This is a genomic window from Maribacter sp. MJ134, assembly GCF_003970695.1.
Lineage (GTDB): Bacteria > Bacteroidota > Bacteroidia > Flavobacteriales > Flavobacteriaceae > Maribacter.
In genome coordinates this window covers 3125237-3148357 of the sequence record NZ_CP034570.1, presented here as the reverse complement: position 1 = coordinate 3148357, position 23121 = coordinate 3125237, and the positions used below count along the sequence as shown (strand labels likewise).

Annotated in this window: 19 protein-coding genes and 1 tRNA gene; 11 read left to right on the top strand and 9 right to left on the bottom strand. The window is 41.1% G+C overall.

Annotated elements, in window-relative coordinates; all coding sequences use genetic code 11:
* The gene (locus EJ994_RS13550) at positions 1 to 930 is read left to right on the top strand and encodes a hypothetical protein (RefSeq protein WP_126592973.1); all 930 of its coding nucleotides are present in this window, start codon (positions 1 to 3) and stop codon (positions 928 to 930) included.
* Positions 931 to 944: 14 nt separating this feature from the next.
* Positions 945 to 1472 carry a DUF4236 domain-containing protein gene (locus EJ994_RS13545; RefSeq protein WP_164721470.1) on the top strand — a complete coding sequence of 176 codons (528 nt, stop codon included), beginning with the start codon at positions 945 to 947 and terminating at the stop codon, positions 1470 to 1472.
* Positions 1473 to 1475: 3 nt separating this feature from the next.
* Here EJ994_RS13545 and EJ994_RS13540 read toward each other — a convergent pair whose 3' ends face one another.
* From EJ994_RS13540 to mce, 3 genes are all read right to left on the bottom strand, one after another.
* A complete protein-coding gene (locus tag EJ994_RS13540; RefSeq protein ID WP_126592971.1) occupies positions 1476 to 2288 on the bottom strand; it encodes an endonuclease/exonuclease/phosphatase family protein in 813 nt (270 codons plus the stop codon).
* Positions 2289 to 2736: 448 nt separating this feature from the next.
* Positions 2737 to 2810 (bottom strand) — tRNA-Ile (locus EJ994_RS13535).
* Positions 2811 to 2868: 58 nt separating this feature from the next.
* Complete coding sequence (gene mce, locus EJ994_RS13530; RefSeq protein ID WP_126592970.1) at positions 2869 to 3273, bottom strand: methylmalonyl-CoA epimerase; 405 nt, start codon at positions 3271 to 3273, stop codon at positions 2869 to 2871.
* 64 nt (positions 3274 to 3337) lie between these two features.
* On the opposite strand from mce, the gene rbfA reads away from it, so the two are divergent.
* Both rbfA and EJ994_RS13520 read left to right on the top strand, forming a co-directional pair.
* Positions 3338 to 3730: a 30S ribosome-binding factor RbfA gene (rbfA, locus tag EJ994_RS13525; protein ID WP_126592969.1), complete on the top strand. Its 393-nt coding sequence runs from the start codon at positions 3338 to 3340 to the stop codon at positions 3728 to 3730.
* Positions 3731 to 3733: 3 nt separating this feature from the next.
* A complete protein-coding gene (locus tag EJ994_RS13520) occupies positions 3734 to 4939 on the top strand; it encodes an ABC transporter permease (RefSeq protein ID WP_126592968.1) in 1206 nt (401 codons plus the stop codon).
* On the opposite strand, the gene dusB is transcribed toward EJ994_RS13520, so the two are convergent.
* Positions 4931 to 5929, bottom strand: coding sequence for a tRNA dihydrouridine synthase DusB (dusB, locus tag EJ994_RS13515; RefSeq protein WP_126592967.1), 999 nt, complete (start codon positions 5927 to 5929; stop codon positions 4931 to 4933). The two genes, EJ994_RS13520 and dusB, sit on opposite strands and share 9 nt — an antisense overlap.
* A gap of 35 nt (positions 5930 to 5964) precedes the next feature.
* Positions 5965 to 7191, bottom strand: coding sequence for a M28 family peptidase (locus EJ994_RS13510; RefSeq protein ID WP_126592966.1), 1227 nt, complete (start codon positions 7189 to 7191; stop codon positions 5965 to 5967).
* A gap of 31 nt (positions 7192 to 7222) precedes the next feature.
* Here EJ994_RS13510 and EJ994_RS13505 point away from each other — a divergent pair, with 31 nt between their 5' ends.
* From EJ994_RS13505 to EJ994_RS13490, 4 genes are read left to right on the top strand one after another with little or no spacing between them, the layout of a single operon-like run.
* Entirely contained in the window at positions 7223 to 8359 is a 1137-nt protein-coding gene (locus EJ994_RS13505; protein ID WP_126592965.1) for a TolB family protein, read from the top strand.
* A gap of 7 nt (positions 8360 to 8366) precedes the next feature.
* Positions 8367 to 9131 carry a prolipoprotein diacylglyceryl transferase gene (locus tag EJ994_RS13500; protein ID WP_241240789.1) on the top strand — a complete coding sequence of 255 codons (765 nt, stop codon included), beginning with the start codon at positions 8367 to 8369 and terminating at the stop codon, positions 9129 to 9131.
* Complete coding sequence (locus EJ994_RS13495; RefSeq protein ID WP_126592963.1) at positions 9103 to 10497, top strand: radical SAM protein; 1395 nt, start codon at positions 9103 to 9105, stop codon at positions 10495 to 10497. The genes EJ994_RS13500 and EJ994_RS13495 overlap by 29 nt, the downstream gene beginning before the upstream one ends.
* Positions 10498 to 10524: 27 nt before the next feature.
* Positions 10525 to 10728: a hypothetical protein gene (locus EJ994_RS13490; protein WP_126592962.1), complete on the top strand. Its 204-nt coding sequence runs from the start codon at positions 10525 to 10527 to the stop codon at positions 10726 to 10728.
* Here the strand turns inward: EJ994_RS13490 and EJ994_RS13485 are convergent, their stop codons facing one another.
* A complete protein-coding gene (locus EJ994_RS13485) occupies positions 10729 to 13134 on the bottom strand; it encodes an outer membrane beta-barrel family protein (protein ID WP_126592961.1) in 2406 nt (801 codons plus the stop codon).
* A gap of 85 nt (positions 13135 to 13219) precedes the next feature.
* Positions 13220 to 15631: a TonB-dependent receptor family protein gene (locus EJ994_RS13480; RefSeq protein ID WP_241240788.1), complete on the bottom strand. Its 2412-nt coding sequence runs from the start codon at positions 15629 to 15631 to the stop codon at positions 13220 to 13222.
* A gap of 211 nt (positions 15632 to 15842) precedes the next feature.
* Here EJ994_RS13480 and lepA point away from each other — a divergent pair, with 211 nt between their 5' ends.
* A complete protein-coding gene (gene lepA / locus EJ994_RS13475) occupies positions 15843 to 17639 on the top strand; it encodes a translation elongation factor 4 (RefSeq protein ID WP_126592960.1) in 1797 nt (598 codons plus the stop codon).
* A 71-nt stretch (positions 17640 to 17710) separates the two neighbouring features.
* A complete protein-coding gene (locus EJ994_RS17455; RefSeq protein ID WP_164721469.1) occupies positions 17711 to 17869 on the top strand; it encodes a hypothetical protein in 159 nt (52 codons plus the stop codon).
* A 104-nt stretch (positions 17870 to 17973) separates the two neighbouring features.
* On the opposite strand, the gene EJ994_RS13470 is transcribed toward EJ994_RS17455, so the two are convergent.
* Together EJ994_RS13470 and EJ994_RS13465 are read right to left on the bottom strand one after the other, a co-directional pair.
* Positions 17974 to 19809, bottom strand: coding sequence for a cation:proton antiporter (locus tag EJ994_RS13470; RefSeq protein ID WP_126592959.1), 1836 nt, complete (start codon positions 19807 to 19809; stop codon positions 17974 to 17976).
* A gap of 103 nt (positions 19810 to 19912) precedes the next feature.
* The gene (locus EJ994_RS13465; protein ID WP_206507139.1) at positions 19913 to 22117 is read right to left on the bottom strand and encodes an amino acid permease; all 2205 of its coding nucleotides are present in this window, start codon (positions 22115 to 22117) and stop codon (positions 19913 to 19915) included.
* 109 nt (positions 22118 to 22226) lie between these two features.
* Here EJ994_RS13465 and EJ994_RS13460 point away from each other — a divergent pair, with 109 nt between their 5' ends.
* Complete coding sequence (locus EJ994_RS13460) at positions 22227 to 23099, top strand: MBL fold metallo-hydrolase (protein WP_126592957.1); 873 nt, start codon at positions 22227 to 22229, stop codon at positions 23097 to 23099.
* The last annotated feature ends 22 nt before the right edge of the window (positions 23100 to 23121 follow it).

Here is a 23121-nt window from a genome sequence, read left to right as displayed (position 1 = left end):
ATGAAAAAAATAATACTTGTAACTGGTTGCGCATTATTCGTTTTCAGTGGCTGTCGGTCAGATAAAACATTAAAAAATCAGAGCGAAGTTTTAAACGATATGACAAAAACAGAAGTTAAGGTAATTGTTCCAGAATGTGAGCCGTTTTTACTTAAACGCAAGGATGATAATCTAAATATCAGTATCCTGTTGGACCTTTCGGATAGAATAGATTTGCCTCGCCAACAGGCTAAAGATTCTTCATATATTCTATCCTTGGCCAAAGAATTCAATAATCATATCCGCAAAAAGAAACTGGGCCTGTTATACGATAAAATAGAAGTGTTCTTTGAACCAGCCCCAGTTAATACTAAAATCAACGAGCTTGCAAATGAATTAAAGGTCAGTTATGTGAAAGGTGTTTCTAAAACCAAATGGATACCCATGACCTTAGAAGGATATAGCAACGTCCCTTCACAAATATACGAGCTAGCTAGAAATGCATCAAAAAAGAAAGGATATCCAGGGTCGGACACTTGGGGGTTTTTTAAGAACCATGTAAAGGATTATTGTATTGAAGAGTGTAGAAGGAACGTGCTAGTTATACTAACCGACGGCTATATATACCATGAAGCGAACTTGCGAGAAGAGGAAAACCAGACCTCATATTTGACTCCTAGATTATTGACTCAACTTAAATTAAATAACCCTAACTGGTATCAAGAAATTGTAAATCGAAATTTAGGTTTTATTGCCGCCACAAGCGGATTAGAAAATTTGGAGGTTTTGATTATTGGTGTTCAAAGCCAAAACTTAAAAAATCCTTATGCCCAAGAAATCCTAGAAACTTATTGGCGTGAATGGCTCACCAAAATGGGAGTAAAAAAATACAAAATCAAAAGTGCAGATTTACCATCTCATATGGAAAAAGTCATTGCAGATTTCATCTAATAGAAATAACATTTATGGCGTTTAGATTTAATAAAAGAATTAAGTTCGGTAAAGGATTGGGGATTAATATTAGTAAATCTGGTATTGCGCCTAGCTTTAGAACAAAAAAAGGAAGTCTTAGCTCTAAAGGATATTCTGTAAAAACGGGTATTCCTGGCTTGAGCTATCGGAAGATTTTTTCAAAAGCTAAGAATAGTGGGTGTTTAGTTGTTTTATTTTCGCTTTTGTTAATTAGTATCCCCATTTCCTGTGAAAGTATAGAAAGTGGAAAAGTGGAAGAAATTGACTCACAAGAGTGTAGGGATACGAATTGTGCCAATTACACCTCCCAAAGTGCTGCCCAAAATGCCTACGATGCTGACCCTGAATGTAGAAATGATTTGGATGCCGACAATGACGGAATTGCATGTGAAGAGCCAGGTAATAGTGTAAAAAACTGTGCTACAACTTCAAATTGCGGCTGCTCAAACAAAAATAAATCACCTTGCCAAGCAGACCCTTGTTGCAGATGGGTAGTTGGTGAGGGCTGCGAGTGTGGCTAGTTATTATTCCAACTCAAACCTCAAATAAACCGGTAAATGGTCAGATAATTTTCTGGCTTTTTCAAGGTTGTCACAGACCCGTACAAAATCTAATATCCCACTTTCGGTTTTGGTAAAATGGGAAGAATAAAAAATGTTGTCAATAGGGTGATTGCGGTATTCAAAACCATCACAGGATTTCTTAAGTGTCGTTCTTTGGTTGCTTACCGCAGCGTTAAACCCTTTAGTCTTAAAAGTATCAAACACAGGTTTGGCCTCATCAACATTAAAATCACCAGCCAGTATTAGGGGTGTGGGTTCCGTATTCGTAATGTACGTGGTTAAAGCCTTAATCTCTGCCTCAGGATTTTTGTTATAGGGTCTGGAGTGAAAATTGACAAGGGTCCATTTTTTATCCCTCATATAGAAGTCAATTGTAAAAGGTTCCCTGTCCACCGCCTTATCTAGTTCCATAATCAACCTACCCCTATTCTTAATTTTTAGGTATGTGGTTTTCCAGACAACCGCGTAACGTTCGGTAACATATTTGGAACTGTTGGTGGGATCGCTCACCACATAATCCCATTGCGCTCCTTTCCGATTTAGGATATCCGCTAATTTTGCGACCGCCTGCGCACCTCCATAACCTGCAACCACTTCCTGAATGGCCACAACATCAGCGACCCTAACTATTTCAGCTATTCGCTCTAATTCTTCACTGTTCTTAGTCTTCCCAAAATCTTTAATGTTCCAAGAAATAAGACTAAAATCTTTCTGCTGTGAAAAACTTCCAATTGAAATAAGAAGCGTAATAAGAACTAGTATTTTTCGTAACATATATGAACATTCAGTGGAACACAAAGCTATTGAAAGTTACGATTACGGATTTACGTAAATCTGTAAATACTTTAATAACCCGTTGTGCATTTTGATTTGATTAATAAAAATGGATGTCAGTTCGAGTGTTTTTTCGAAATGTATTGGAGAAAAAATGTATCGAGAACAGCTTTTGGACCAACAAGGTTCTCGATACACTGTATTTTACAATGAAAAATTGAAAAATACAGCACTCGAACTGACAATTTAAAACGTCAATTATCCAAAATGCACGATAGGTTTTAATATAGTACAAGTACTACTTCTTCGAATAAAAACGAACCTATCCCCATTTTTTGGAAAATACCTCCACACTGGTTAGTTCGCTTTGCTCAGGACAGGCTTCTCGCCTAAAGTTTGTTCCACAAAAAAAGTCCTAGCTTTCACTAAGACTTTTTTACTATTCCTGTGGTCCCACATGGGCTCGAACCATGGACCCCCTGATTATGAGTCAGGTGCTCTAACCAGCTGAGCTATAGGACCCGCAATTTGCGGTTGCAATATTACCATTTATTTTTAATCGGCACAAGCAAAATAACACCTACTTCCCTATTTCTTGACATAATTCTACCAGTACCCCATTGGTGGTTTTAGGATGTACAAATGCCACCCATTTATTATCTGCTCCCCGCTTTGGGGTTTCGTTCAAAATAGTAAAACCTTCTTTCTTAAGCCGCTTAATTTCTGCCTTGATATCTTCTACTGCAAAAGCAACGTGGTGCACCCCTTCGCCCTTTTTCGCCAAGAATTTTGCTATAGGCCCATCCTCGGTCATTGCCTCCAAAAGCTCTATTTTATTTGGTCCGTTCTTAAAAAAAGAAGTGCGTACGCCTTCCGAAGCTACTTCTTCTTCCTTATAGGGGCCCACACCGAGTAATTTTTCAAACAACTGGTTAGAGGCCGCCAAGTCCTTTACCGCAATTCCTAAATGTTCTATTTTCTTCAACGATTCGCTATTTACCTAGACTATAAACACCTAAATTACACATAATTCTACGTACTTTTGCCCTATGGAAACGCAAAGACAGCGAAAGATAGGGGGAGTAATCCAAAAGGATATCGTAGATATTCTACAGAAGGCGGCCATTGATGGTGGATTAAAGGGCACCTTGATCTCCGTTTCTAAGGTTGTGGTTACCACGGACCTGTCTATCGCTAAGGTGTACATCAGTATTTTTCCGAATACCCAAGCACAGGAACTTCTGGAAGGAATTAAATCTAACCAACCCCTTATAAAACACGAACTGGCGCAACGTACCCGTAACCAACTGCGCCGTGTGCCGGAGTTGTTATTCTATTTGGACGATTCCCTAGACTATATTGAAAAGATTGAAAATTCCTTAAAAGGGGATGAAAACCCAATTGAGAACAGAGATTTGCTGGAGAAAAGAAAAAAGTCCTAGACCTTGAACTTTCCGCTCTACATAGCCAAACGATATGTGCGTTCCAAGAGCAGCCAGAATGCGGTAAATATCATAAACTTTATTACTTTTTTAGTTATAGTCATCGGTTCTGCCGCACTTTTTATAGTGCTGTCCGGTTTTGCCGGACTAAAGACCTTTAGTCTCTCCTTTACCAATTCATTTGACCCGGAACTGAAAGCCCTGCCCGTTACCGGAAAATTTTTCAGGCTGACACCCGCACAGGAACAAAAACTATCTGCCGTAGAAGGGCTAGCACACTATGCAAAAGAAATCGAGGAAAAGGTGTATCTGGAGCATAAAGGCAAAAACCATATCGCCTATATCAAAGGAATAGATTCCAACTACATCAAAGTAATCCCAGTTGATAGCACGCTCTACATCGGCGATTGGGCCCTAAACGAAAAACAGGTGGTATCCGGTATCGGGATTGCGAATATTCTTGGGGTTACCATCAACCAGTTTCGCAGCCCCATGCAGATCTATGCCTTTAAACCCGGAACCGGCTCTATTTCCCAACAGAGCATACGTTCTTTATACAATCAGGCACCAATGGTCATTGCCGGTGTATACGCCGTGGAAGCGGATTTGGACAATAAATATGTCTTTGCCGACCTAGCGCTTACACAGGCTTTGCTGGAAAAGGACGAAACCCAATATTCCGGTATTAATTTTAAGCTTGATGACGATGCGAATATTCAAGAGGTTAGAGCCTCTTTAAATAGCATTTTAGGTGATGATATAGCACTAAAAAACAGGGAAGAACTGAACAGCACGCTCTACAAAATGCTGAATACAGAAAATGTTGCCACCTACCTCATCTTTACACTTGTACTAATTATCGCCCTTTTTAACGTAGTCGGCGCCATTATTATGATGATACTGGACAAACAACAGAACTCCAAAACCCTGTTCAGTTTAGGGACTACCATCAAAGAACTTCGGCGCATCTATTTTGTGCAAGGGGTCTTGGTCACAGGCCTAGGCGGAATCATAGGTGTTTTAATAGGCTCCTTACTGATATGGTCGCAACTGCTCTTTGGATGGCTCCGGATTACCCCATCGCTGGCCTATCCGGTAGAATATAGACTCCTAAATGTTTTTATAGTCCTAGGAACCATATTGGTTCTTGGGGTCATCGCTTCAAAAATTGCCAGTAGTCGGATCAATAAGAAATTAATCTCAGCCTAAACTAAATTCGTGGTCTCCGAATTTCTGTAACACCTCGTCAAAAGCGGCGAAAACATCTACGGATTCGTCACTGGTAACCATCTTCATGCGGTACTCCTTAAAATTGGGAATGCCCTTAAAATAATTGGTATAGTGCCTACGGGTTTCAAAAACGCCCAGTTTTTCACCTTTCCATGCAATGGACATTTGCAAGTGTCTCCTAGCGGCATCTACGCGTTCTTGCATAGTTGGCGGCGCCAAATGTGTACCTGTTTCAAAGTAGTGTTTTACCTCTCTGAAAAACCATGGATATCCTATGCTGGCCCTGCCTATCATAGCACCGTCGAGACCAAATTCATCGCGCATTTTCATCGCGGCCTCCGGAGAATCTACGTCACCGTTTCCAAAGACGGGTATGTGCATCCTAGGGTTGTTCTTTACCGCCGCAATGGGATGCCAATCGGCATTTCCTTTGTACATCTGTGCCCGCGTTCTGCCATGAATAGCTATGGCCTTGCAGCCTACATCCTGTAAACGTTCGGCCACCTCAACTATTTTTATGGAATCCTCGTCCCACCCCAAACGGGTCTTTACCGTTACCGGAAGTTTGGTGTGTTCCACCATGGCCTTGGTCAAGGATACCATTAAATCAATATCCTTTAGAATACCGGCACCGGCACCTTTAGAAACCACTTTTTTTACGGGGCAGCCAAAATTAATGTCAATAATATCCGGACCGGATTTCTCTACAATTTCTACCGACCGTAACATGGACTCCAGATTGGCGCCGAAAATCTGAATGCCCACAGGTCTTTCCTTCTCATAGATATCCAGCTTCATAACGCTCTTGGCGGCGTCCCTGATAAGACCTTCCGAAGAGATGAATTCCGTATACACCACATCGGCTCCCTGCTCCTTGCACAGCGCACGGAACGGCGGGTCGCTTACATCTTCCATCGGTGCAAGCAACAAGGGAAAATCGGTTAATTGTATGTCTCCTATTTTAGGCATCTTCGTGTGCTTTGGTCTGCAAAATTACATCAAATTTAAAAAGTGATGGTCGCCTTCTTCTGTTCACCGTTTCTATTGACCCTAACCTGGGTCGTATCTCCTTCTTCAAAGGCGGACAGTGCGCGCATGTAACTCATCATATCAACCACGGTACTATCACCCAGTTGTATGACCACATCACCTTTTAGAAGTCCAGCCTTGGCCGCCGGTCTTCCTTCGGTAACGCCATCGATACGCATCCCTTTTCCATCAAATAGATAATCTGGCATAACGCCAAGGGCCACCTTAAACCGAGGCACGTCTTCACTTTCGTTCTTGGTAGTTCTAAAGGACAATTTGCTAGCATCATCCAACTCCGCAATTATCTCGAGTATATAGTCGCCGATCATTTCCATTCCCTCGTAATTCAATTTCTCCGAATCATCGGAGGGCTTGTGGTAATCCTTATGCTGACCCGTAAAAAAATGAAGTGCGGGAATATTCTGAAGATAGAACGAAGTGTGGTCGCTTGGTCCAACGCCAGATGCGTTCAAAACCAGCTTAAATCCTGGATTGGTGGCGTTAAGCACCTGTCCCCAAACAGGCGCGGTTCCCGTGCCACTAATGGAAAGCGTCTTATTCTCACGTAGCCTCCCCACCATATCCATATTGATCATATAATTGGCTTTCGTAAAATCGATAGTGGGATTTTTTGAAAAGTAGTTGCTTCCCAACAGGCCCATTTCCTCTCCCGAAAAAGCAATAAAGGTATAGTTACTGCCCGTAAGCGTGTCCCTTAATTTTTGGGCAAGTCGTAGTAGTATTCCAACGCCACTCGCATTATCGTCCGCTCCATTATGGATGGCCTCTCCTTCTGCGTACAACGAACCTTCGCCACCCATTCCCAAATGATCATAATGCGCGCCGATGATTACCGTTTTATCGGCCTTATTATCAATATAACCTATTACATTCGTTCCCGTAATAGTGCTATCTCCGTTAACGAACTGTACTTCAGAATGTGGGTCGGTCTTGGGCTTAAAGGTAAAGGTCTGGAAATAGGTGCCCGCATTCCCCTTGGGCTGCAATCCTATGTTCTCCATACGCGTCCTTATGTAATCTGCAGCTATCAACTCCTCCGGCGTGCCCGTTTCCCTGCCCTTTAAACTGTCCGAGGCCAGAAAAGCGACATCTTCTTCCAGGCTTACAGTCTTCAGGATTTCTTTTTTACAGGAGCCGAAAACAAGAAAAAACAAGAGTAAAATGGAGCATTTACCTAGCATAGCGTTTATTTTTGACAAAAATACACATCCTATGAGAATTCTATTTGTTTTGAGTTTCCTATTCCTATTGGGTAGTTGTAAGCCAGACCCGAAAGAAACGCAGTCCAAAGCCGAAAAAACAATTTCCTTAATGGCCGGGAACGATACGCTTATCTATCCGGAAGAGAAATATTTTAAAAGTATCCGACAGATTACCTTTGGCGGAGACAATGCCGAGGCTTACTGGAACTGGGACGATACCCAAATGATTTTTCAGTCGAACAATAAAGGATGGGGCATGAACTGTGACCAGATGTTCCTTATGAATATTGAAGATAATTTCAAGGATACTATTCCGCCTATGGTAAGCACCGGGATGGGACGTACCACCTGCGCCTATTTTCTGCCGGACAACAAACATTTCGTGTATGGCTCTACGCATTTGGCGAACAAAGAATGCCCTGAAGTGCCTTTACGGAAAAACGGAAATTATGTGTGGCCCGTATATGACTCCTTTGATATTTTCGTTTCCGATTTGGAAGGAAATATTACCGCACAACTTACCGCCGAACCTGGTTACGATGCGGAAGCCACAGTTTCTCCCAAGGGGGATAAAATTGTCTTTACCTCTACCCGCAGTGGCGATTTAGAGCTTTATACCATGAACATTGATGGCACGGACGTACAGCAGATAACGAATGAACTGGGCTACGACGGAGGTGCCTTTTTCTCGCCGGACGGGACTCAATTAATATTTAGGGCCTCACGTCCTAAAACACCGGAAGCCATCAAGAAATATAAAGACCTACTAGCGGAAGGTTTAGTGGAACCTACGGAAATGGAACTGTTTATCTGCAATGCCGATGGAAGCGACCTAAAACAATTAACGTTCCTTGGTAATGCCAATTGGAGTCCGTTCTTTCATCCCTCTGGAAAAAAAATACTGTTTTCCAGCAATTTCGAGGCTGAAAAGGGTTTCCCTTTCAATCTCTACTTTATCGACATCGACGGTAAAAATTTGGAGCGCGTTACCCATGGGGAAACCTTTGATGCTTTCCCCGTCTTTTCTAACGACGGGAAGTATTTAGCATTCTCCAGCAACCGAAATAATGGGGGAACACGAGATACCAACCTGTTTATTGCGGAGTGGCAAGAGGCCTCCCCTGAGTCCTCTAAAGGAAGTAAATAAGGTGTTATTGCTGACCATTCCCTATGAGCCTGTTGTATTCGGCATAAAAATTAATGCGCATTTAGTGCTGGAATACCTAGCTTTTTTTATCGCTTTTAGGTACTACGTTTATTTGCGGAACAAAAGCACGGATACGATCTCGGCTAACAACCGACTCTCCATTATCATCGGTGCCATATTCGGTGCTTTACTACTATCTAGGGTCGTAGCATTTTTAGAAAACCCTGTGTTGCACGCGGAACAGGGTTGGTTGTATCTCCTGAATAATAAAACCATCATGGGTGGGCTTTTCGGTGGACTGCTAGGGGTAGAACTGGCAAAGAAAATCATTGGCGAAAAGCAATCGTCCGGAGACCTTTTTACGCTCCCCATAATTTTAGGTATTGGCATTGGACGTTTGGGATGTTTTTTAGCAGGAACCAAGGAGTTTACCTATGGGAAAGAAACTGCCTTTTTCTTGGGTATTGATTTAGGGGATGGGGTTCCCAGACATCCTATAGCACTATATGAAATGGTATTTCTTTTGCTGTTGTTCCTTCTTATACGCCAGTTACAGCAGCGTGAAAAATGTTGGCCCACGGGCAGCTTCTTTAAACTGTTCATGGTCAGCTATTTTAGCTTTCGCTTTTTCATGGAATTTTTAAAACCTAATTCCTATTTCATTTTAGGTTTGAGCAGCATCCAATATTTATGCTTAATTTGTCTATTGTACTACCGTAAATTTATCCTTAGAGGAATTTCCTATGTCGCAAAAAAACTATACCTATTATGATTTTACCTTAAGCCTGTGTCCGGAATGTCTGAGAAGGGTAGATGCGAAGATCGTTTTTGAGAACGAAAACGTCTACATGCTTAAAAACTGTAAAGAACACGGCCGTTCTAAAGTGCTTATTGCGGATGATATTGAATACTATAAAAACATCCGCAACTATAACAAAGCTTCGGAATACCCCAAAACCTTTAACACCCAGACCCATTACGGGTGTCCTTACGACTGCGGACTTTGCCCTGACCATGAACAACATTCTTGTCTTACCGTTGTAGAGCTTACGGACCGTTGCAACCTTACCTGTCCTACCTGTTATGCAGGGTCCTCCCCTTCCTATGGGCGGCACAGGACCTTGGAGGAAGTCAAAAAAATGCTTGATGTCATCGTAAAGAACGAAGGCGAACCCGATGTGGTGCAACTCAGCGGTGGCGAGCCCACCATACATCCGCAGTTTTTTGAAATAATGGACTATGCCAAAACGCTTCCTATCCGTCACTTAATGCTGAATACCAACGGTATAAAAATTGCGAGGGATTTTGATTTTGCAAAGCGATTGGCCAGCTACGCACCGGATTTTGAGATTTACCTTCAGTTCGATTCCTTGGATAACAAGGTATTGCAAACCTTGCGCGGAGCAGATTTGGCGGATATTCGATTAAAGGCCATTGAACATTTGAACCAACTTAATCTCTCTACAACCTTGGTCGTTACACTACAGAAAGGATTGAACGACCACGAGATGGGGGCCACAATAGATTTTGCCCTAAAGCAAAAATGTATACGCGGAGTTACCTTTCAGCCTACGCAGATCGCTGGTAGGTTGGATAATTTTGAGGTGGATGAGAACAGAATAACCTTGACCGAGGTACGAAGAAAAATATTGGAACAATCTCCCATATTTGAACCGGACGATTTAATTCCCGTTCCCTGTAATCCTGATGCCTTGGTTATGGCCTACGCCCTGAAATTGGGAGATGACGTGAGTCCGCTTACACGGTTCATTAACCCTGAAGATTTGCTGAACGAGGGCAAGAACACCATCATCTATGAGCAAGACGAACAGCTACATGGTAAGATGATAGACCTTTTTAGTACCGGTAATTCCGTGGAGAAGGCTTCGGAGAACTTAAAGAGCATTATGTGTTGTCTTCCGGAAATAGATGCTCCCGAGTTGGGCTATGACAACCTGTTCCGTATTATTATCATGCAATTTATAGATGCCCATAATTTTGATGTTAGGGCCATAAAGAAGTCTTGTGTGCATATCGTAAACAAGGATTATAAGATCATACCTTTTGAGACTATGAACTTGTTCTACAGGGACGATAAGGTTGAGCGGTTAAAAGAGCTTCAAAATGAATATGTGTAACATCATTAATCAAAATTCAAAAAGCCCATGTTTTTAGAAGTCGGTAATTTAGACGGCCTTGTAGCCTTGATTTTTTTGATCCTGTTAGGGCCCGCCTTAGTTTTAGGTATTATTGGCATCATCCTTTTATCCAAAGGAAAGAAAAAAGCGGGAAAAATACTGCTGATATTAGCTGGGGTCTACCTTCTGGTGAGCTTTGGTATTTGCGGAACGATGATGGGCGGGTTTTAATTAAATCCTACTGCGTTCGTCCACCCGTTTTCTTTTATAGTTGTCCTTAATCCTAGTGTTACCGAACTTATACCTAAACCCAAAGACAAAGAGTCGTGTTTCCCTTCTCGAGGAAGTGGTGTTATTTTGATTTGCAAATCTTCTGGTATAAAAATAATTTCCCCCGTTAAAAATATCCTCAACAGCCAACGAAATACTGGCATTTTTGTCCCATAGAGTTTTTCTAAAGGCCAATCCCAAAGTGCTTACTTCATCTTGCCTAGCGTTTCCTTGAAATGTTGGAGCGTAATAACTGTAATTTACATCAGCAAAAAGTGATTTGTCCTCCAATAATGTAAAGCTATTCCGTAAACGCAATAATCCAGACCATATAGAATTCACAAATAATTCTCCCGTATCAAAATCACGGAAAGTGTTTTCCCTATTAAAATAGCTCAGAAGCGCGTAGGAAGACCAGTAACTTGTCAGTTTTTTGTTAAAGACAATATCTGCACCGTAATTTCTATTGCTATCTAGATTTGTAGCGATAAACCGTAAGAGATTGGCCTCGTTATCCTGAAACACCTGCTGCAGAAACTCGTTCTTACGCCTATAATAAAATGCGGTAAAGGTATAGGTCTTGTCGTAGGTGTAGGCCAGCGATATGGAGTTTCTTGTGGAGGGTATGAGATCGGGGTTGCCTTCTACCGTAGTATTGTTACTTTGGAAATACTGAAAGGGATTGAGCCAATCGTACCGAGGTCGGGTAATACGTCTGTAGTAATTAAGTTTAAAGGAGTTCTTCTTGTTCGGGGTATACAAAGCGGAAAATGAGGGGAAAAATTCCAGATAGGAGTTTTTTGTTCTGTTGGCACCGGCATCCAAATCTCCTACCGTTTCGGTATATTCCGTTCGTAGTCCTGCTTTGAGCTTCCATTGCTCCAAACTATGGTCCATGCTCAGGTACCCTGCGGAAATACGTTCGTCATAGACAAAATTTCCGATTTCTGTTGGGCTAACACCGGGCTGATCGCTGGTAAAACCCAACTGTTCTATGGCATTATCGCTGTTAATGGTGGCATAGCGCAACCCTGTTTCAAAAGTGGTTGTCTTTCCTAATGGCTTTGTATAATCTAGTTGAAGACTGAACAGGTTTGTTCGTTGGTCGGACTGGGTGACAAAGTCGTTCTCACCGGTGAGGTTCCTATCATTATCAAAGAAATCGGTGGCAATATCCTGCTCTCTTGTGTAGTTGTAGAAGGTGTAATGCGTATTGAACGCTAACTGCTGGCCATCCTCATCTATCTCATGTTTCCAGTCTAAATAATAGGAAGTGTTGTAGTAATTGGCATCCGAATTATTAATTGTGTTAAAGCTGGCGTTCGGTTGCCCTAGGGTATCCGTTATTTGTGTTTCAGAATTCAAAAATGTATCGCCAAATGGTCTTAAGGAATTAATAGAGGAAAAACTTAGGGTGTTCTTGTCGTTTGGTTGATAATCGAAAAATAGATTAACGTTGTGCTGCTCTGTCATTGAAATATTTTGCTGTTCTGCTTGCCAGGTCTCATCTACACTGTTTTCTTCAAAAAAATTAGTGATATCCGTGTAGCGTCTTAGGTTTTTGTTCTTCCTAAAAGAATAGTTCATTGAGAAATCCGTTCGCTTACCCTTAAAAAAGTGGTCCGTCCCCAGGGTATGCTTTGGAAAAACACCTTGGGAATACCGGTTATAGATAGAACCGTTATACCCGGCAATAATATTTTTCTTCATTTTAATGTCTATCAAAAGTCCACCTTCGGCACTATATTTTGCTGGCGGATTGGTAATGACCTCAATCGCTTCTACATTACTCGCAGAACTGCCAGAAAGTAGGTTTATGATATCGCTTTCGGGTATATTTACCCTACGTCCGTTTATAAGAACACTAATGTTGCCGGTATTTTGAATGGTAATTTTATCATTGATGATAACCACGCCGGGAGTATTTTTTAACACATCCCAAATATCACTATCGGCCAAGGCACTGTTTTCTATATTAAAAACATATCTGTCCGCTTTTTGCACTAATGTGGGCTTCTCGTAAGTAACTACGACCTCTTCTAATTCCTGCGTATTTTGATTGATGAGCAAATTTCCAACATCCGTATCCGACTTTACGGAGAGTACTCGTACTTCGGATGTACTCTTAATATAGCTGGCGTATAACCTGTAGTCTCCAGAAACAATACCCTCTAAAAGGAATTGACCGTTTTCATCCGTAGCCGTGCCTTTAATGGGGTTGCCATCATTAGACTCTAAAACTACGTTGGCATAGACTAAGGCATTGCCTTCCGCATCTAATACGGTGCCGCTAATTTTATAATCCTGTGCACTTGTGAGGGAAACAAGTAACACAAAAATGGAAAGCAAATAAAAATCCCTCTTCATTAATAGTGTAGGTGTATCTCAAATATAATGAAGTTATTCGGAATTATCCTACGCGTTAAAAGAATATTGAAATGAGACCGGGATATCATTCCTCGCTACTAAGGCGCTCCCGTTCTATTTTGTCTATCTCCCTGTCATTATCCTCTAATCTGTAATTTCCAAAATTATAGGTAAAGCCAAAACGCACATACTGCGTTTCAGGAATGGCCAGGAAATTATTGTCCTGGTTCAAGTATTTTGAGGTGACCCTGCCGTTGGCTTTTCCGAGAATATCGTTAACGGCAAGGCTTACTAATGCCCTGCGCTTCCAAAACGATTTTCGCAATCCAAAGGTAAGATTCGTAGTCTCTGCCTGTATGCTAGACCCCTGCAGAAAGCCAGATAAATAGGTAAGCCCCAATTCCCCTTTAAGCGTTCCGTCTTTGGATAGCGTCAAATAATTGGTAAGGTCCGCATAAAACCCGTCAAACTCATTCCTTGCGGGAACGTTGTCACTTTCCAGAGCTAAAAACGTCTCATCTTCATGAAAAATGGAAATATAGCTATAGAGATACCAGTTGTTCGTAATGGATTTTCCGTAGTTAAAATCAAATCCGTACGAAGTACTTTCTAAAACATTCTGGGTAACATCTCTTAAGGTCTGGTTTTCATTATCCTGAAAAGTAAGCGTGGAAATATAATTACCATTGTCCCTATAGTAAAAATCAAAAAAGAATTCTTGTTTCAGCGTATAATTTAAATTGAAATTGTTGCTAAAGTTTGGAAGCAGGTTAGGATTCCCGTCAAAAAAAAGATTCTCGTTTACAAATGTTCTAAACGGATTTAAATCCTCATATCGGGGTCTGGTCAGTTTTCTGGAATAATCAAAAGCAAAGCTATGATTTTCGTTCACGTTATGCAGCACATAGAGTGTTGGGAAAAGCTCAAAATACGATAACTCATTAATGGTGGAGAGTGCCACCGAATTACCGGAACTTTCCGTTTGCTCTGCCCTTAGACCGGCCTTTAAGCTCCATTTTTCCCAATCCTTGGAAAGGCTAAAATAACCTGCAAAGACTTGTTCGTCGTACAGGTAATCGTCGGAAAGCTCCGCGACCGGTACCTGCCCGTTGTTCAAATCAAAAAAATCCAGTTTGCTTTGGGAGTCAATAAAAGATGCCTTAATACCGGATTCAAAACTGACGGTGCCAAAAAGTGTGCTATAATCCAACTGTGCCGTACCAATCTCTATATCTTGCCGTGCGTTGGTAAAAAAATCAAAATCCCTTATAAAATCGCCACTGGGCAGAAAATAATCGGAGTTCACTTCTTGAGACCGCTGCAGGTCAAAATGGGTATAATGCCCGTTTAGTGTTAAGGAACCTTTCTCTTCGAAAGTATGTTTAAATGTAAGGTCCGCGGAAACATTGTTCTTGGTCTCGTCTAAAAAACTGGCAGTGGTAAAGGTAGAATCCAGGGCCCCTTGCCCATTTTCAATACGCGTATCTTGAAAATAATCATAGGTTCTCTCTGGGGATAATTGCGCATTGGAGGTTAGGCTTAGTTCATTTCTATCGTCAAAAGTGTAGTCCAAAACCAGCCCAATGTTATGCGTTTCAAACCGGTTGGTTTGGTCAAAATCTGTCTCCCAGCGCGAAAAAATACCCGTGTCATCGTTAAAATTAGTTATGCTTTCCACATCTTTAAAAACCTTTCTGGGTGCAAAGGAATAACTGGCGTTTAAATTCAGTTTTTCGGTCTTATAGAAGTGCGATGTGCCTATATTGTATTTAGCAAAAACTCCTTGGGTGTACCTAGTGTTGATATTTCCCTTGTAGCCCAATGAAATATTCTTACTGGTAACGATATTCAGTACTGGGCCACCTTCTGCATCATATCTCGCCGGTGGATTGCTAAGGACCTCTACCGACTTTATATTTTCTCCCTGGTAGTTTTCCAATAAATTCCTAACCTCCTCTGAGCTAAGTTGCACTTTTCGGTCGTTTATATAAATTGTGGCGGTCTGGTTTCGTATTTGAAGTTCATCTTGCATAGAGATTACCCCTGGAGTCTGTTGTAGAATTTCCCAAGAACTGCTCTGGGATAATACCGTATTTTCTACATTGAACACCAACCTATCTACTTTTCGCTCTACCACTGGCCTACCTGCCGTAACCACGACCTCATCCAATACCTGCGAACTTTGCGCGATGATCAATGCACCTATCTTAACATCCTTGGTAATGTCCAGAGCCAGATTTTCCGAAGTTTGGCCAATATAACTTGCCTTTAAAAAATAAAGGCCTTCGGTTATTCCGTCTATGGCAAAAAAACCGCTCTCATCTGCGGATGTGCCTTTGACTAAAGTAGAATCTGTGGTGGCCAATAAAAAGACCGATGCAAAAGGAACAGCAACAGCAGTGTCATCCTTAACTTCTCCCGATAGGGTATACGTTTGGGATAAAACCCCTTGGGAAACTCCAAGGAATACCATAAGAAAAAGTAGTAGCAGTTTCACTTTATGTTTGGGTTGAATATCAAAGCTAACAAATTAATACCTCTTTTCTTTCAAAATAGGTAATCCTATAGGCTTTTTGTGATTCTTCGCCAACATAGTATTTTGCATGTTTCAGGCTAAAGTTTCGCCTTAAATTAGATTATATTTGCAATTGCTTCTAGAGACTACATCAAACACGGTTTTTAGTGGCGACATCACTTGTTCATACGCTATGAAAAACATTCGAAATTTTTGCATCATTGCCCATATAGACCATGGTAAAAGCACCTTGGCCGATAGGCTTTTGGACTTTACCGGCTCCGTTACCGAGAGGGAGAAGAAAGAACAGCTGCTAGACAGTATGGATTTGGAACGTGAACGTGGTATTACCATAAAGAGTCACGCTATTCAGATGGAATACACGTATAAGGGAGAAGAGTATATTCTGAATTTAATCGATACTCCTGGTCATGTAGATTTCTCTTACGAAGTTTCCAGGTCCATTGCCGCTTGTGAAGGGGCATTACTAGTGGTTGATGCCGCTCAAAGCATTCAAGCACAAACCATTAGTAATTTATACTTGGCCTTAGAAAACGACTTGGAAATTATTCCGGTACTCAATAAGGTAGACTTACCCAGTGCAAGTCCGGAAGAAGTTACGGATGATATTGTAGATCTTCTAGGTTGTGATGCCGAAGAGGTTATCCCGGCGAGTGCAAAGACCGGAATTGGCATCGAGGAAATACTTGCCGCTATTATTGAGCGGGTTCCTGCTCCAGAAGGAAACTTGGATGAGTCGTTACAAGCATTGGTCTTCGACTCTGTTTATAATCCGTTCCGAGGCGTAGAAACCTATTTTAGGGTTATCAACGGTGAAATTAAGAAAGGACAAAAAATAAAATTTGTTGCCACCGATAAGGATTATTTTGCCGACGAGGTAGGTACGCTTAAACTAGAACAGCATCCCAAGAAAAGTATAAAGGCAGGAGATGTGGGGTATTTGATTACAGGCATCAAGGATGCAAGGGAAGTAAAGGTAGGAGATACCATTACGGATGCGGCAAAACCAACGGAAAATGCAATTGCCGGTTTTGAGGACGTAAAGCCTATGGTCTTTGCAGGTATTTACCCTGTAGATACCGAAGATTTTGAGGAGCTCAGGACTTCCATGGAAAAATTGCAATTAAATGATGCTTCCTTAGTTTTTGCCCCGGAAAGTAGTGCCGCCCTAGGTTTTGGTTTCCGTTGCGGCTTTTTGGGAATGCTTCATATGGAAATCATTCAGGAACGCTTGGAGCGCGAATTTAATATGACGGTAATTACGACCGTTCCCAATGTTAGTTACAATGCTTTTACGCGCAGGGACCCCGACAAACCTATCATCGTTAACAATCCTTCCGATTTGCCGGACCCTTCCACAATTGACCGGGTAGAAGAACCTTATATCAAGGCAACCATTATTACAAAGTCCGATTTTGTGGGTAATGTAATGTCGCTCTGTATTGAAAAAAGAGGCCAGATTACCAATCAAACGTACTTAACAACCGAACGTGTTGAGCTCAATTTTGATATGCCACTGGCGGAAATAGTGTTTGATTTCTATGACCGTCTAAAAACGGTTTCCAAAGGGTACGCTTCATTTGACTATGCGCCAATAGGAATGCGAACTTCCAAATTGGTACGTGTAGATATTTTATTGAACGCACAGCCCGTAGATGCCCTATCTGCGCTTATACATGCCGATAACGCCGTTACCATAGGTAAAAAGATGTGTGAAAAACTGAAGGAGCTTATCCCTAGACAACAGTTTGATATTCCCATTCAAGCAGCAATAGGGGCAAAAATTATTTCTAGGGAAACCACGAAGGCACTTCGTAAAGACGTTACCGCCAAATGTTACGGTGGTGATATTTCTAGAAAAAGAAAGCTTTTGGAGAAACAAAAGAAAGGTAAAAAACGTATGCGCCAAGTGGGGAACGTAGAAGTGCCACAAGAAGCCTTTATGGCGGTTCTTAAGCTAAATGATTAAGGGCTTCTTAATTATTAATTCAACCTAGTGTTGCTTTTCATTGTGGAGAGCTATTAAAACTTAATATACTAATGACTAAAGTAAGAATTATTGGATTTACAATTTTAGTTCTGGGAATTGTAGTAAAATTTGTTATTCAAAATGATGCAACTGACTTCGTTTCTGGAATATTTATTGGTGCTGGAATAGGATTACTTCTGACAGGAAAAGTCAGAAAAACAACAAAATAACAGAAGTTTCGATTTAGCATATTTAATTTATATTTGAGATTGCGAATGCTCCAAGGTCATATTTAGTTATTTTCGCATGTCTCGTAGGCTCATTCCAAGTCAACTTAATTGTCTTCCTCAACAGGGAATAGCTTACCTAAATAAGCCAATCTAAATCCTTCTTGAATTTCAGTAAAATCTTCGCTAAAGGCCGGTATAATTTCAATATCCCCTTCTGGGCTTCTTAAGAATAAAGGAATTATTGCGTCATCCGCCTTGGTAATCTCTATAAGTTCTTTATAATGCTCAGCATCCTTTAATTCTATCTCATGAATGGTAGGATTATTTCTGGCAGCTTGCGATAAACGTATATAATCATCCGTATGAGAAAAAAGCCCCTCTTTGGGATTATTTTCCGGATCTTTCATCTCATCTGGCGTCACTAACCTAAAAGAGCCATTTTCACCAAATTGATTTTTGAACTTGTTCAAAGCAAATTTATTGATATCCACATTGCCCGTTAGTGCCATTAGAAAACCAACATCGTTAAGTTCTATATTATTGGAAAGCGAATCAGAATAAATATTGGCATTAAAGGCTTCCAATCCTTTTTTCTTTGCCTTTTCTATATTATCCCGGTTACTATCTATCAATACTACATGACGGTTATTCTGTTGTAAATAACTACCGATTAAACGAGAAACCTTGCATGCCCCAACAATTAAGATACCTTCGGATTTCTTTAGAAAAACACCTACTAATTTTGCAAATATCCTAGCTGTAGTTGCATTCAGTAAAACGGTACCCAGTACAATCATAAATACCAATGGGGTGATGTATTCCGCACCTGGCTCTCCCCTTGATAACAGCTTAGACCCAAAAAGTGAGGCTATACCGGCCGCAACAATACCTCTGGGACCCACCCAACTTATAAATAATTTTTCGTTGAATTTTAGATTGGAGCCTTGGGCACTGAGGAATACTCCTATAGGCCTTATCAAGAAAACAATAACCGCAAAAAGCGCTACTGTTTTCCAATTATAAATAAGCTCCAAATCGGATATGTTGATATTGGCCGCTAACAGTATGAAAAGTATGGATATCAAAAGAACGCTCAAGGACTCCTTGAAGTAAAGAAGTTCCTTGATGTTAGGCAAATTCATATTACCCATGACCATTCCCATAACTACCACGGCCAAAAGCCCGGACTCATGAGCAAAAATATCGGACTCTACAAAGACCAAAAGCACCACAGAAAGTGATACCACATTCAAAAGATAATGTGGAATAAAATTCTTTTTAATAGCAAATGCCAAGGCGTGCGCAAAGGTGAATCCAAAAGTGAATCCGAATAAGAGTATTTTTCCAAATTCTATGAGTGCGGTCAACGTATAGCCTTGGCCCTCCCCAACACTTATAAATTCAAAGACCAAAACGGCGGCCAATGCGCCTATGGGGTCAATAAGGATTCCTTCCCACTTCAATACCGCAGAAACATCCTTTTTCAGTGGAATGTTTCTTAAAATCGGTGTAATTACCGTTGGCCCAGTCACAATGATCAATGCAGAGAACAAAAATGAAATCTGCCAATTAAGACCAAAAATATAATGGGCGGCAACACCGGCACCAAAGAAAGTTACCACACTTCCTATGGTAATCAACTTGGTAATCATAGGACCTACGTTTCTAATTTCTGAACGTTTCAGCGTAAGACCTCCCTCAAAAAGAATAATGCTAATGGCAAGCGAAACAAAATAGTACAGCCCTTCGCCTGGGAAAAGACCTTTTTCACCATCCCAAATAGGTTCTATCAGTTTACCTCCGTCTTCAGTAAATAGTGTGGCTATCGGCCCTACCAAGAGCCCTATTAAAATCAATGGTAATATTGCCGGTAATTTTAGGCGCCAAGCTACCCACTGTGCTATAATACCTAAAATTATGATTCCCGCTAGTTCTAGCATTAAAACTGTTTTTGGTAAAAATAGTAAATATAAAGAGAGTTGTCTTAAAATGGAGTATGCCTCGTTTCATCTACGCTGCAATCTTAATCAAAACTAAAAATCATTAGTCACGCATGGTAAGACGTAAGACCGAACAGGCCGACTTTTCCGTAAACTTATCTTTTCCTGTTCCGAACAGCACACTGATCCAATTGTCCTTTTGTGGGGTGCCAAGAATCAGTAAATCAAAACTGGCCGAAGCTTTGGATATCGCAGCGATAGAGTCATCACTTTTTTGAACGAAAACCATACCTTTCGTTTCTACCTTGGTCAAAAGTTTTTGAGATTTTTTCTTCATGTCGGTGATGGCTTCCTCTGTGGTATTTTCTGGCACTACGTGCAATAGGGTCAACGAGGCGCCATAAAACTTACATATTCTATCGGCAACAGCAACAAAATTTTTCTCTTTTCGGCCTGGCCTTAGCGGCAACAATACTTTACTAATGTACCGAACACCATTGTCCTTGAAAAGGGCAAAATCAGAATTGATATGGGTCAGCAGCCACCCTACAGGGTTGCTCACAAGAATACCACTGTGCGCCCTGCCGTTCCAACCCATGACCAACCAATCGCAATGTGTCTGGTTACTAAGTTCGTGTATGGTATCTGACATTTCATGGGTAACGACGGCCTCAAAATCTATTTCGATATTCTTAGATACCGCCAAACTGGCAATTCTTCTGTCTAGCGAGGTTACCTGCGGATTCTCTTCTTCCTCAAAAGCATCTAAAAAAGTCTGGTTCGGTACCTCAGTGATATTTACGGCCTGTATTTTTTCCTTTTTATTGATGGCCGCCGCAATTTCCACCAACATCTCTGCAGATTTCTCATTCCCTAAGAGCGGTACTACCACACCGGCATCGGAAACCAATTGTCCGTCTAAATTTTGTTCGGCTATGGGCTGATTTTTTCTGTAGGCAAACTGTTCTCTCTTCTTTCGCTTGTAAAAAAGATATAATGCGGGTCGATGTCCATATTTCCTTAAAATTCCTGTACGAGTGGCATTTTTCCCAAACTTGAAATAAATAAGTAATCCGATAACGAATATGGCGATTATAGCAAGCATTGGGCCCAATCCCAAAAACACGAGCAAAGCTATTCCCGTGCCTATTCCAAAAAGCTGTAACACAGGATAAAACGGCGAACGATAAGGCGGATTATACCATTGCGCGGCCGTTTCCCTAAGGACAATGACACAGGCGTTGACCAATATGAACATCATTACCATAAATGCACTGGCCAATTTTGCAATTTTCTCCACGTCTAAAAATAAGATGACCAAGGCCATGGCAAAACAGGTCATGACAATCGTTACCACCGGCGTTAAGTAACGCGAATGAATCTTCGCCATAAAGCTTGGCAGTAGCTTATCTATCGCCATCGCAAAGGGAAATCTAGATGAGGCCAAAACCCCGGAATTTGCCATGGAAATTAAGGTTACAATACCTATAATGGCCGCAGCATAACCCACATATTTTCCTCCTAAGAGATGAGATATGGTGTATATCGGTTTAATATCGGAACCCAAGGAGTCCAAAGGAATATTACCTACCAAAACAAAGGCCATGAACACATAAATCGAAGTCATGATAAGTAAGGAGAGAATCATTGCCCTAGGCAAATTTGTGCTTGGATTCTTTATCTCACCAGCAATCGCAGCGACCTTGGTGACCCCGGCATAGGAGATGTAGACAAATGCTACGGTAGAAAACAGACCCATATTCCCTTCCAATAAAAAAGGCTCTAAAAGTTCAGGTGATGTTTTTGGTAGGCCAAAGATTAAAATTAGAGCTAGCGTAACAAGGCTAATGGTCACAATAACGATTTGAACCTTGCCAACCTTTTTAACACCCAGAATATTCAGAAAAAGAATTATCGCCAAAAAAATCAAGGCAATGTACTTTGTTAATCCCGGGGCTATATGTACTAATATGGACAGATATGCTCCAAAACCAACCAAGGCAAAGGCACTTTTAAAGAGGAGGGATAGCCAAAGCCCTATACCGGCTATGGTGCCAAGAAGTGGCCCAAAAGCTCGTTCAATGTATACGTATGTGCCTCCTGAAGAAGGCATTGCAGTGGCCAACTCTGATTTTGATAGTGCCGCAGGCAATATGCAGACAGCTGCCAATAAATAGGCAAGCCATACAGAAGAACCTGTTTTGGCGGCCGCCAAGCCTGGGAGCACAAAAATTCCGCTACCCAGCATACCTCCTATACTAATGGCAATTACAGAGGTAAGCGATAAACTACGTTCTAATTTTTTCAAATCCTTTAGTTGGTTGGGGGATAAAAATAGCCTTTTTAAAGTAAACGCTAAATGATAATATATTCTTAATAATCTTAGGTTTTCATAAGGTTTTATTATTTTGCCCTTCATGGAAATTTTTCCCGTAGAAACTGGTAATTTTAAATTGGACGGTGGGGCTATGTTCGGCGTAGTTCCTAAGACCATTTGGCAAAAGACTAACCCTGCAGATACTAATAACCTTATCGATATCGCTGCAAGAAGTCTTTTGATAGAAGATGCTAACCGCCTTATTCTTATCGATACCGGTATGGGGAACAAACAATCTGACAAATTTTTCAGCTATTATTACCGCTGGGGCGATTTTTCATTGGACAATTCCCTGAAAAAGCTTGGATTTCATAGAGACGATATTACCGATGTTTTTATGACACATCTACATTTTGATCACTGTGGCGGTTGTATTCAGTGGAACAGTAACAGAACGGGTTATGAACCTGCCTTTAAAAATGCACATTTTTGGACCAATGAAAATCATTGGAAATGGGCCACAGAACCCAACGCTAGGGAAAAAGCTTCCTTTCTAAAGGAAAACCTTTTACCTATGGAGGAAAGTGGCCAGTTAAAATTTATCGGGTTGCCAAACACAAACAATGATCTAGCTTTTAAAGAACAATCGGAACTTAATTTTGGAATTCGATTTGTAGATGGGCATACCGAAAAGCAAATGTTACCTCAAATTAAATACAAAGGAAAAACCATAGTGTTCGTAGCGGATTTAATTCCAACGGTAGGACACATTCCATTACCTTACGTCATCGGCTACGATACACGCCCCTTATTAACCCTTTCTGAGAAGGAACTATTCCTAAATAAGGCCGTGGAAAATGAGATTTACCTGTTCTTTGAACACGATGCCCATAATGAACTCTGCACCCTTAAACAAACGGAAAAAGGTGTGCGATTGGATAGCACTTATACCTTTGAAGAAATTTTCCATTAACATCAATAATAAACTAGAAAAA

Excerpts from the sequence above, each read along its gene's own strand:
- EJ994_RS13550 (WP_126592973.1), top strand. The coding sequence starts at position 1 with ATGAAAAAAATAATACTTGTAACTGGTTGCGCATTATTCGTTTTCAGT.
- EJ994_RS13545 (WP_164721470.1), top strand. The coding sequence starts at position 945 with ATGGCGTTTAGATTTAATAAAAGAATTAAGTTCGGTAAAGGATTGGGG.
- EJ994_RS13540 (WP_126592971.1), bottom strand. The coding sequence starts at position 2,288 with ATGTTACGAAAAATACTAGTTCTTATTACGCTTCTTATTTCAATTGGA.
- rbfA (WP_126592969.1), top strand. The coding sequence starts at position 3,338 with ATGGAAACGCAAAGACAGCGAAAGATAGGGGGAGTAATCCAAAAGGAT.
- dusB (WP_126592967.1), bottom strand. The coding sequence starts at position 5,929 with ATGCCTAAAATAGGAGACATACAATTAACCGATTTTCCCTTGTTGCTT.
- EJ994_RS13510 (WP_126592966.1), bottom strand. The coding sequence starts at position 7,191 with ATGCTAGGTAAATGCTCCATTTTACTCTTGTTTTTTCTTGTTTTCGGC.
- EJ994_RS13505 (WP_126592965.1), top strand. The coding sequence starts at position 7,223 with ATGAGAATTCTATTTGTTTTGAGTTTCCTATTCCTATTGGGTAGTTGT.
- EJ994_RS13495 (WP_126592963.1), top strand. The coding sequence starts at position 9,103 with ATGTCGCAAAAAAACTATACCTATTATGATTTTACCTTAAGCCTGTGT.
- EJ994_RS13490 (WP_126592962.1), top strand. The coding sequence starts at position 10,525 with ATGTTTTTAGAAGTCGGTAATTTAGACGGCCTTGTAGCCTTGATTTTT.
- EJ994_RS13485 (WP_126592961.1), bottom strand. The coding sequence starts at position 13,134 with ATGAAGAGGGATTTTTATTTGCTTTCCATTTTTGTGTTACTTGTTTCC.
- lepA (WP_126592960.1), top strand. The coding sequence starts at position 15,843 with ATGAAAAACATTCGAAATTTTTGCATCATTGCCCATATAGACCATGGT.
- EJ994_RS17455 (WP_164721469.1), top strand. The coding sequence starts at position 17,711 with ATGACTAAAGTAAGAATTATTGGATTTACAATTTTAGTTCTGGGAATT.
- EJ994_RS13470 (WP_126592959.1), bottom strand. The coding sequence starts at position 19,809 with ATGCTAGAACTAGCGGGAATCATAATTTTAGGTATTATAGCACAGTGG.
- EJ994_RS13460 (WP_126592957.1), top strand. The coding sequence starts at position 22,227 with ATGGAAATTTTTCCCGTAGAAACTGGTAATTTTAAATTGGACGGTGGG.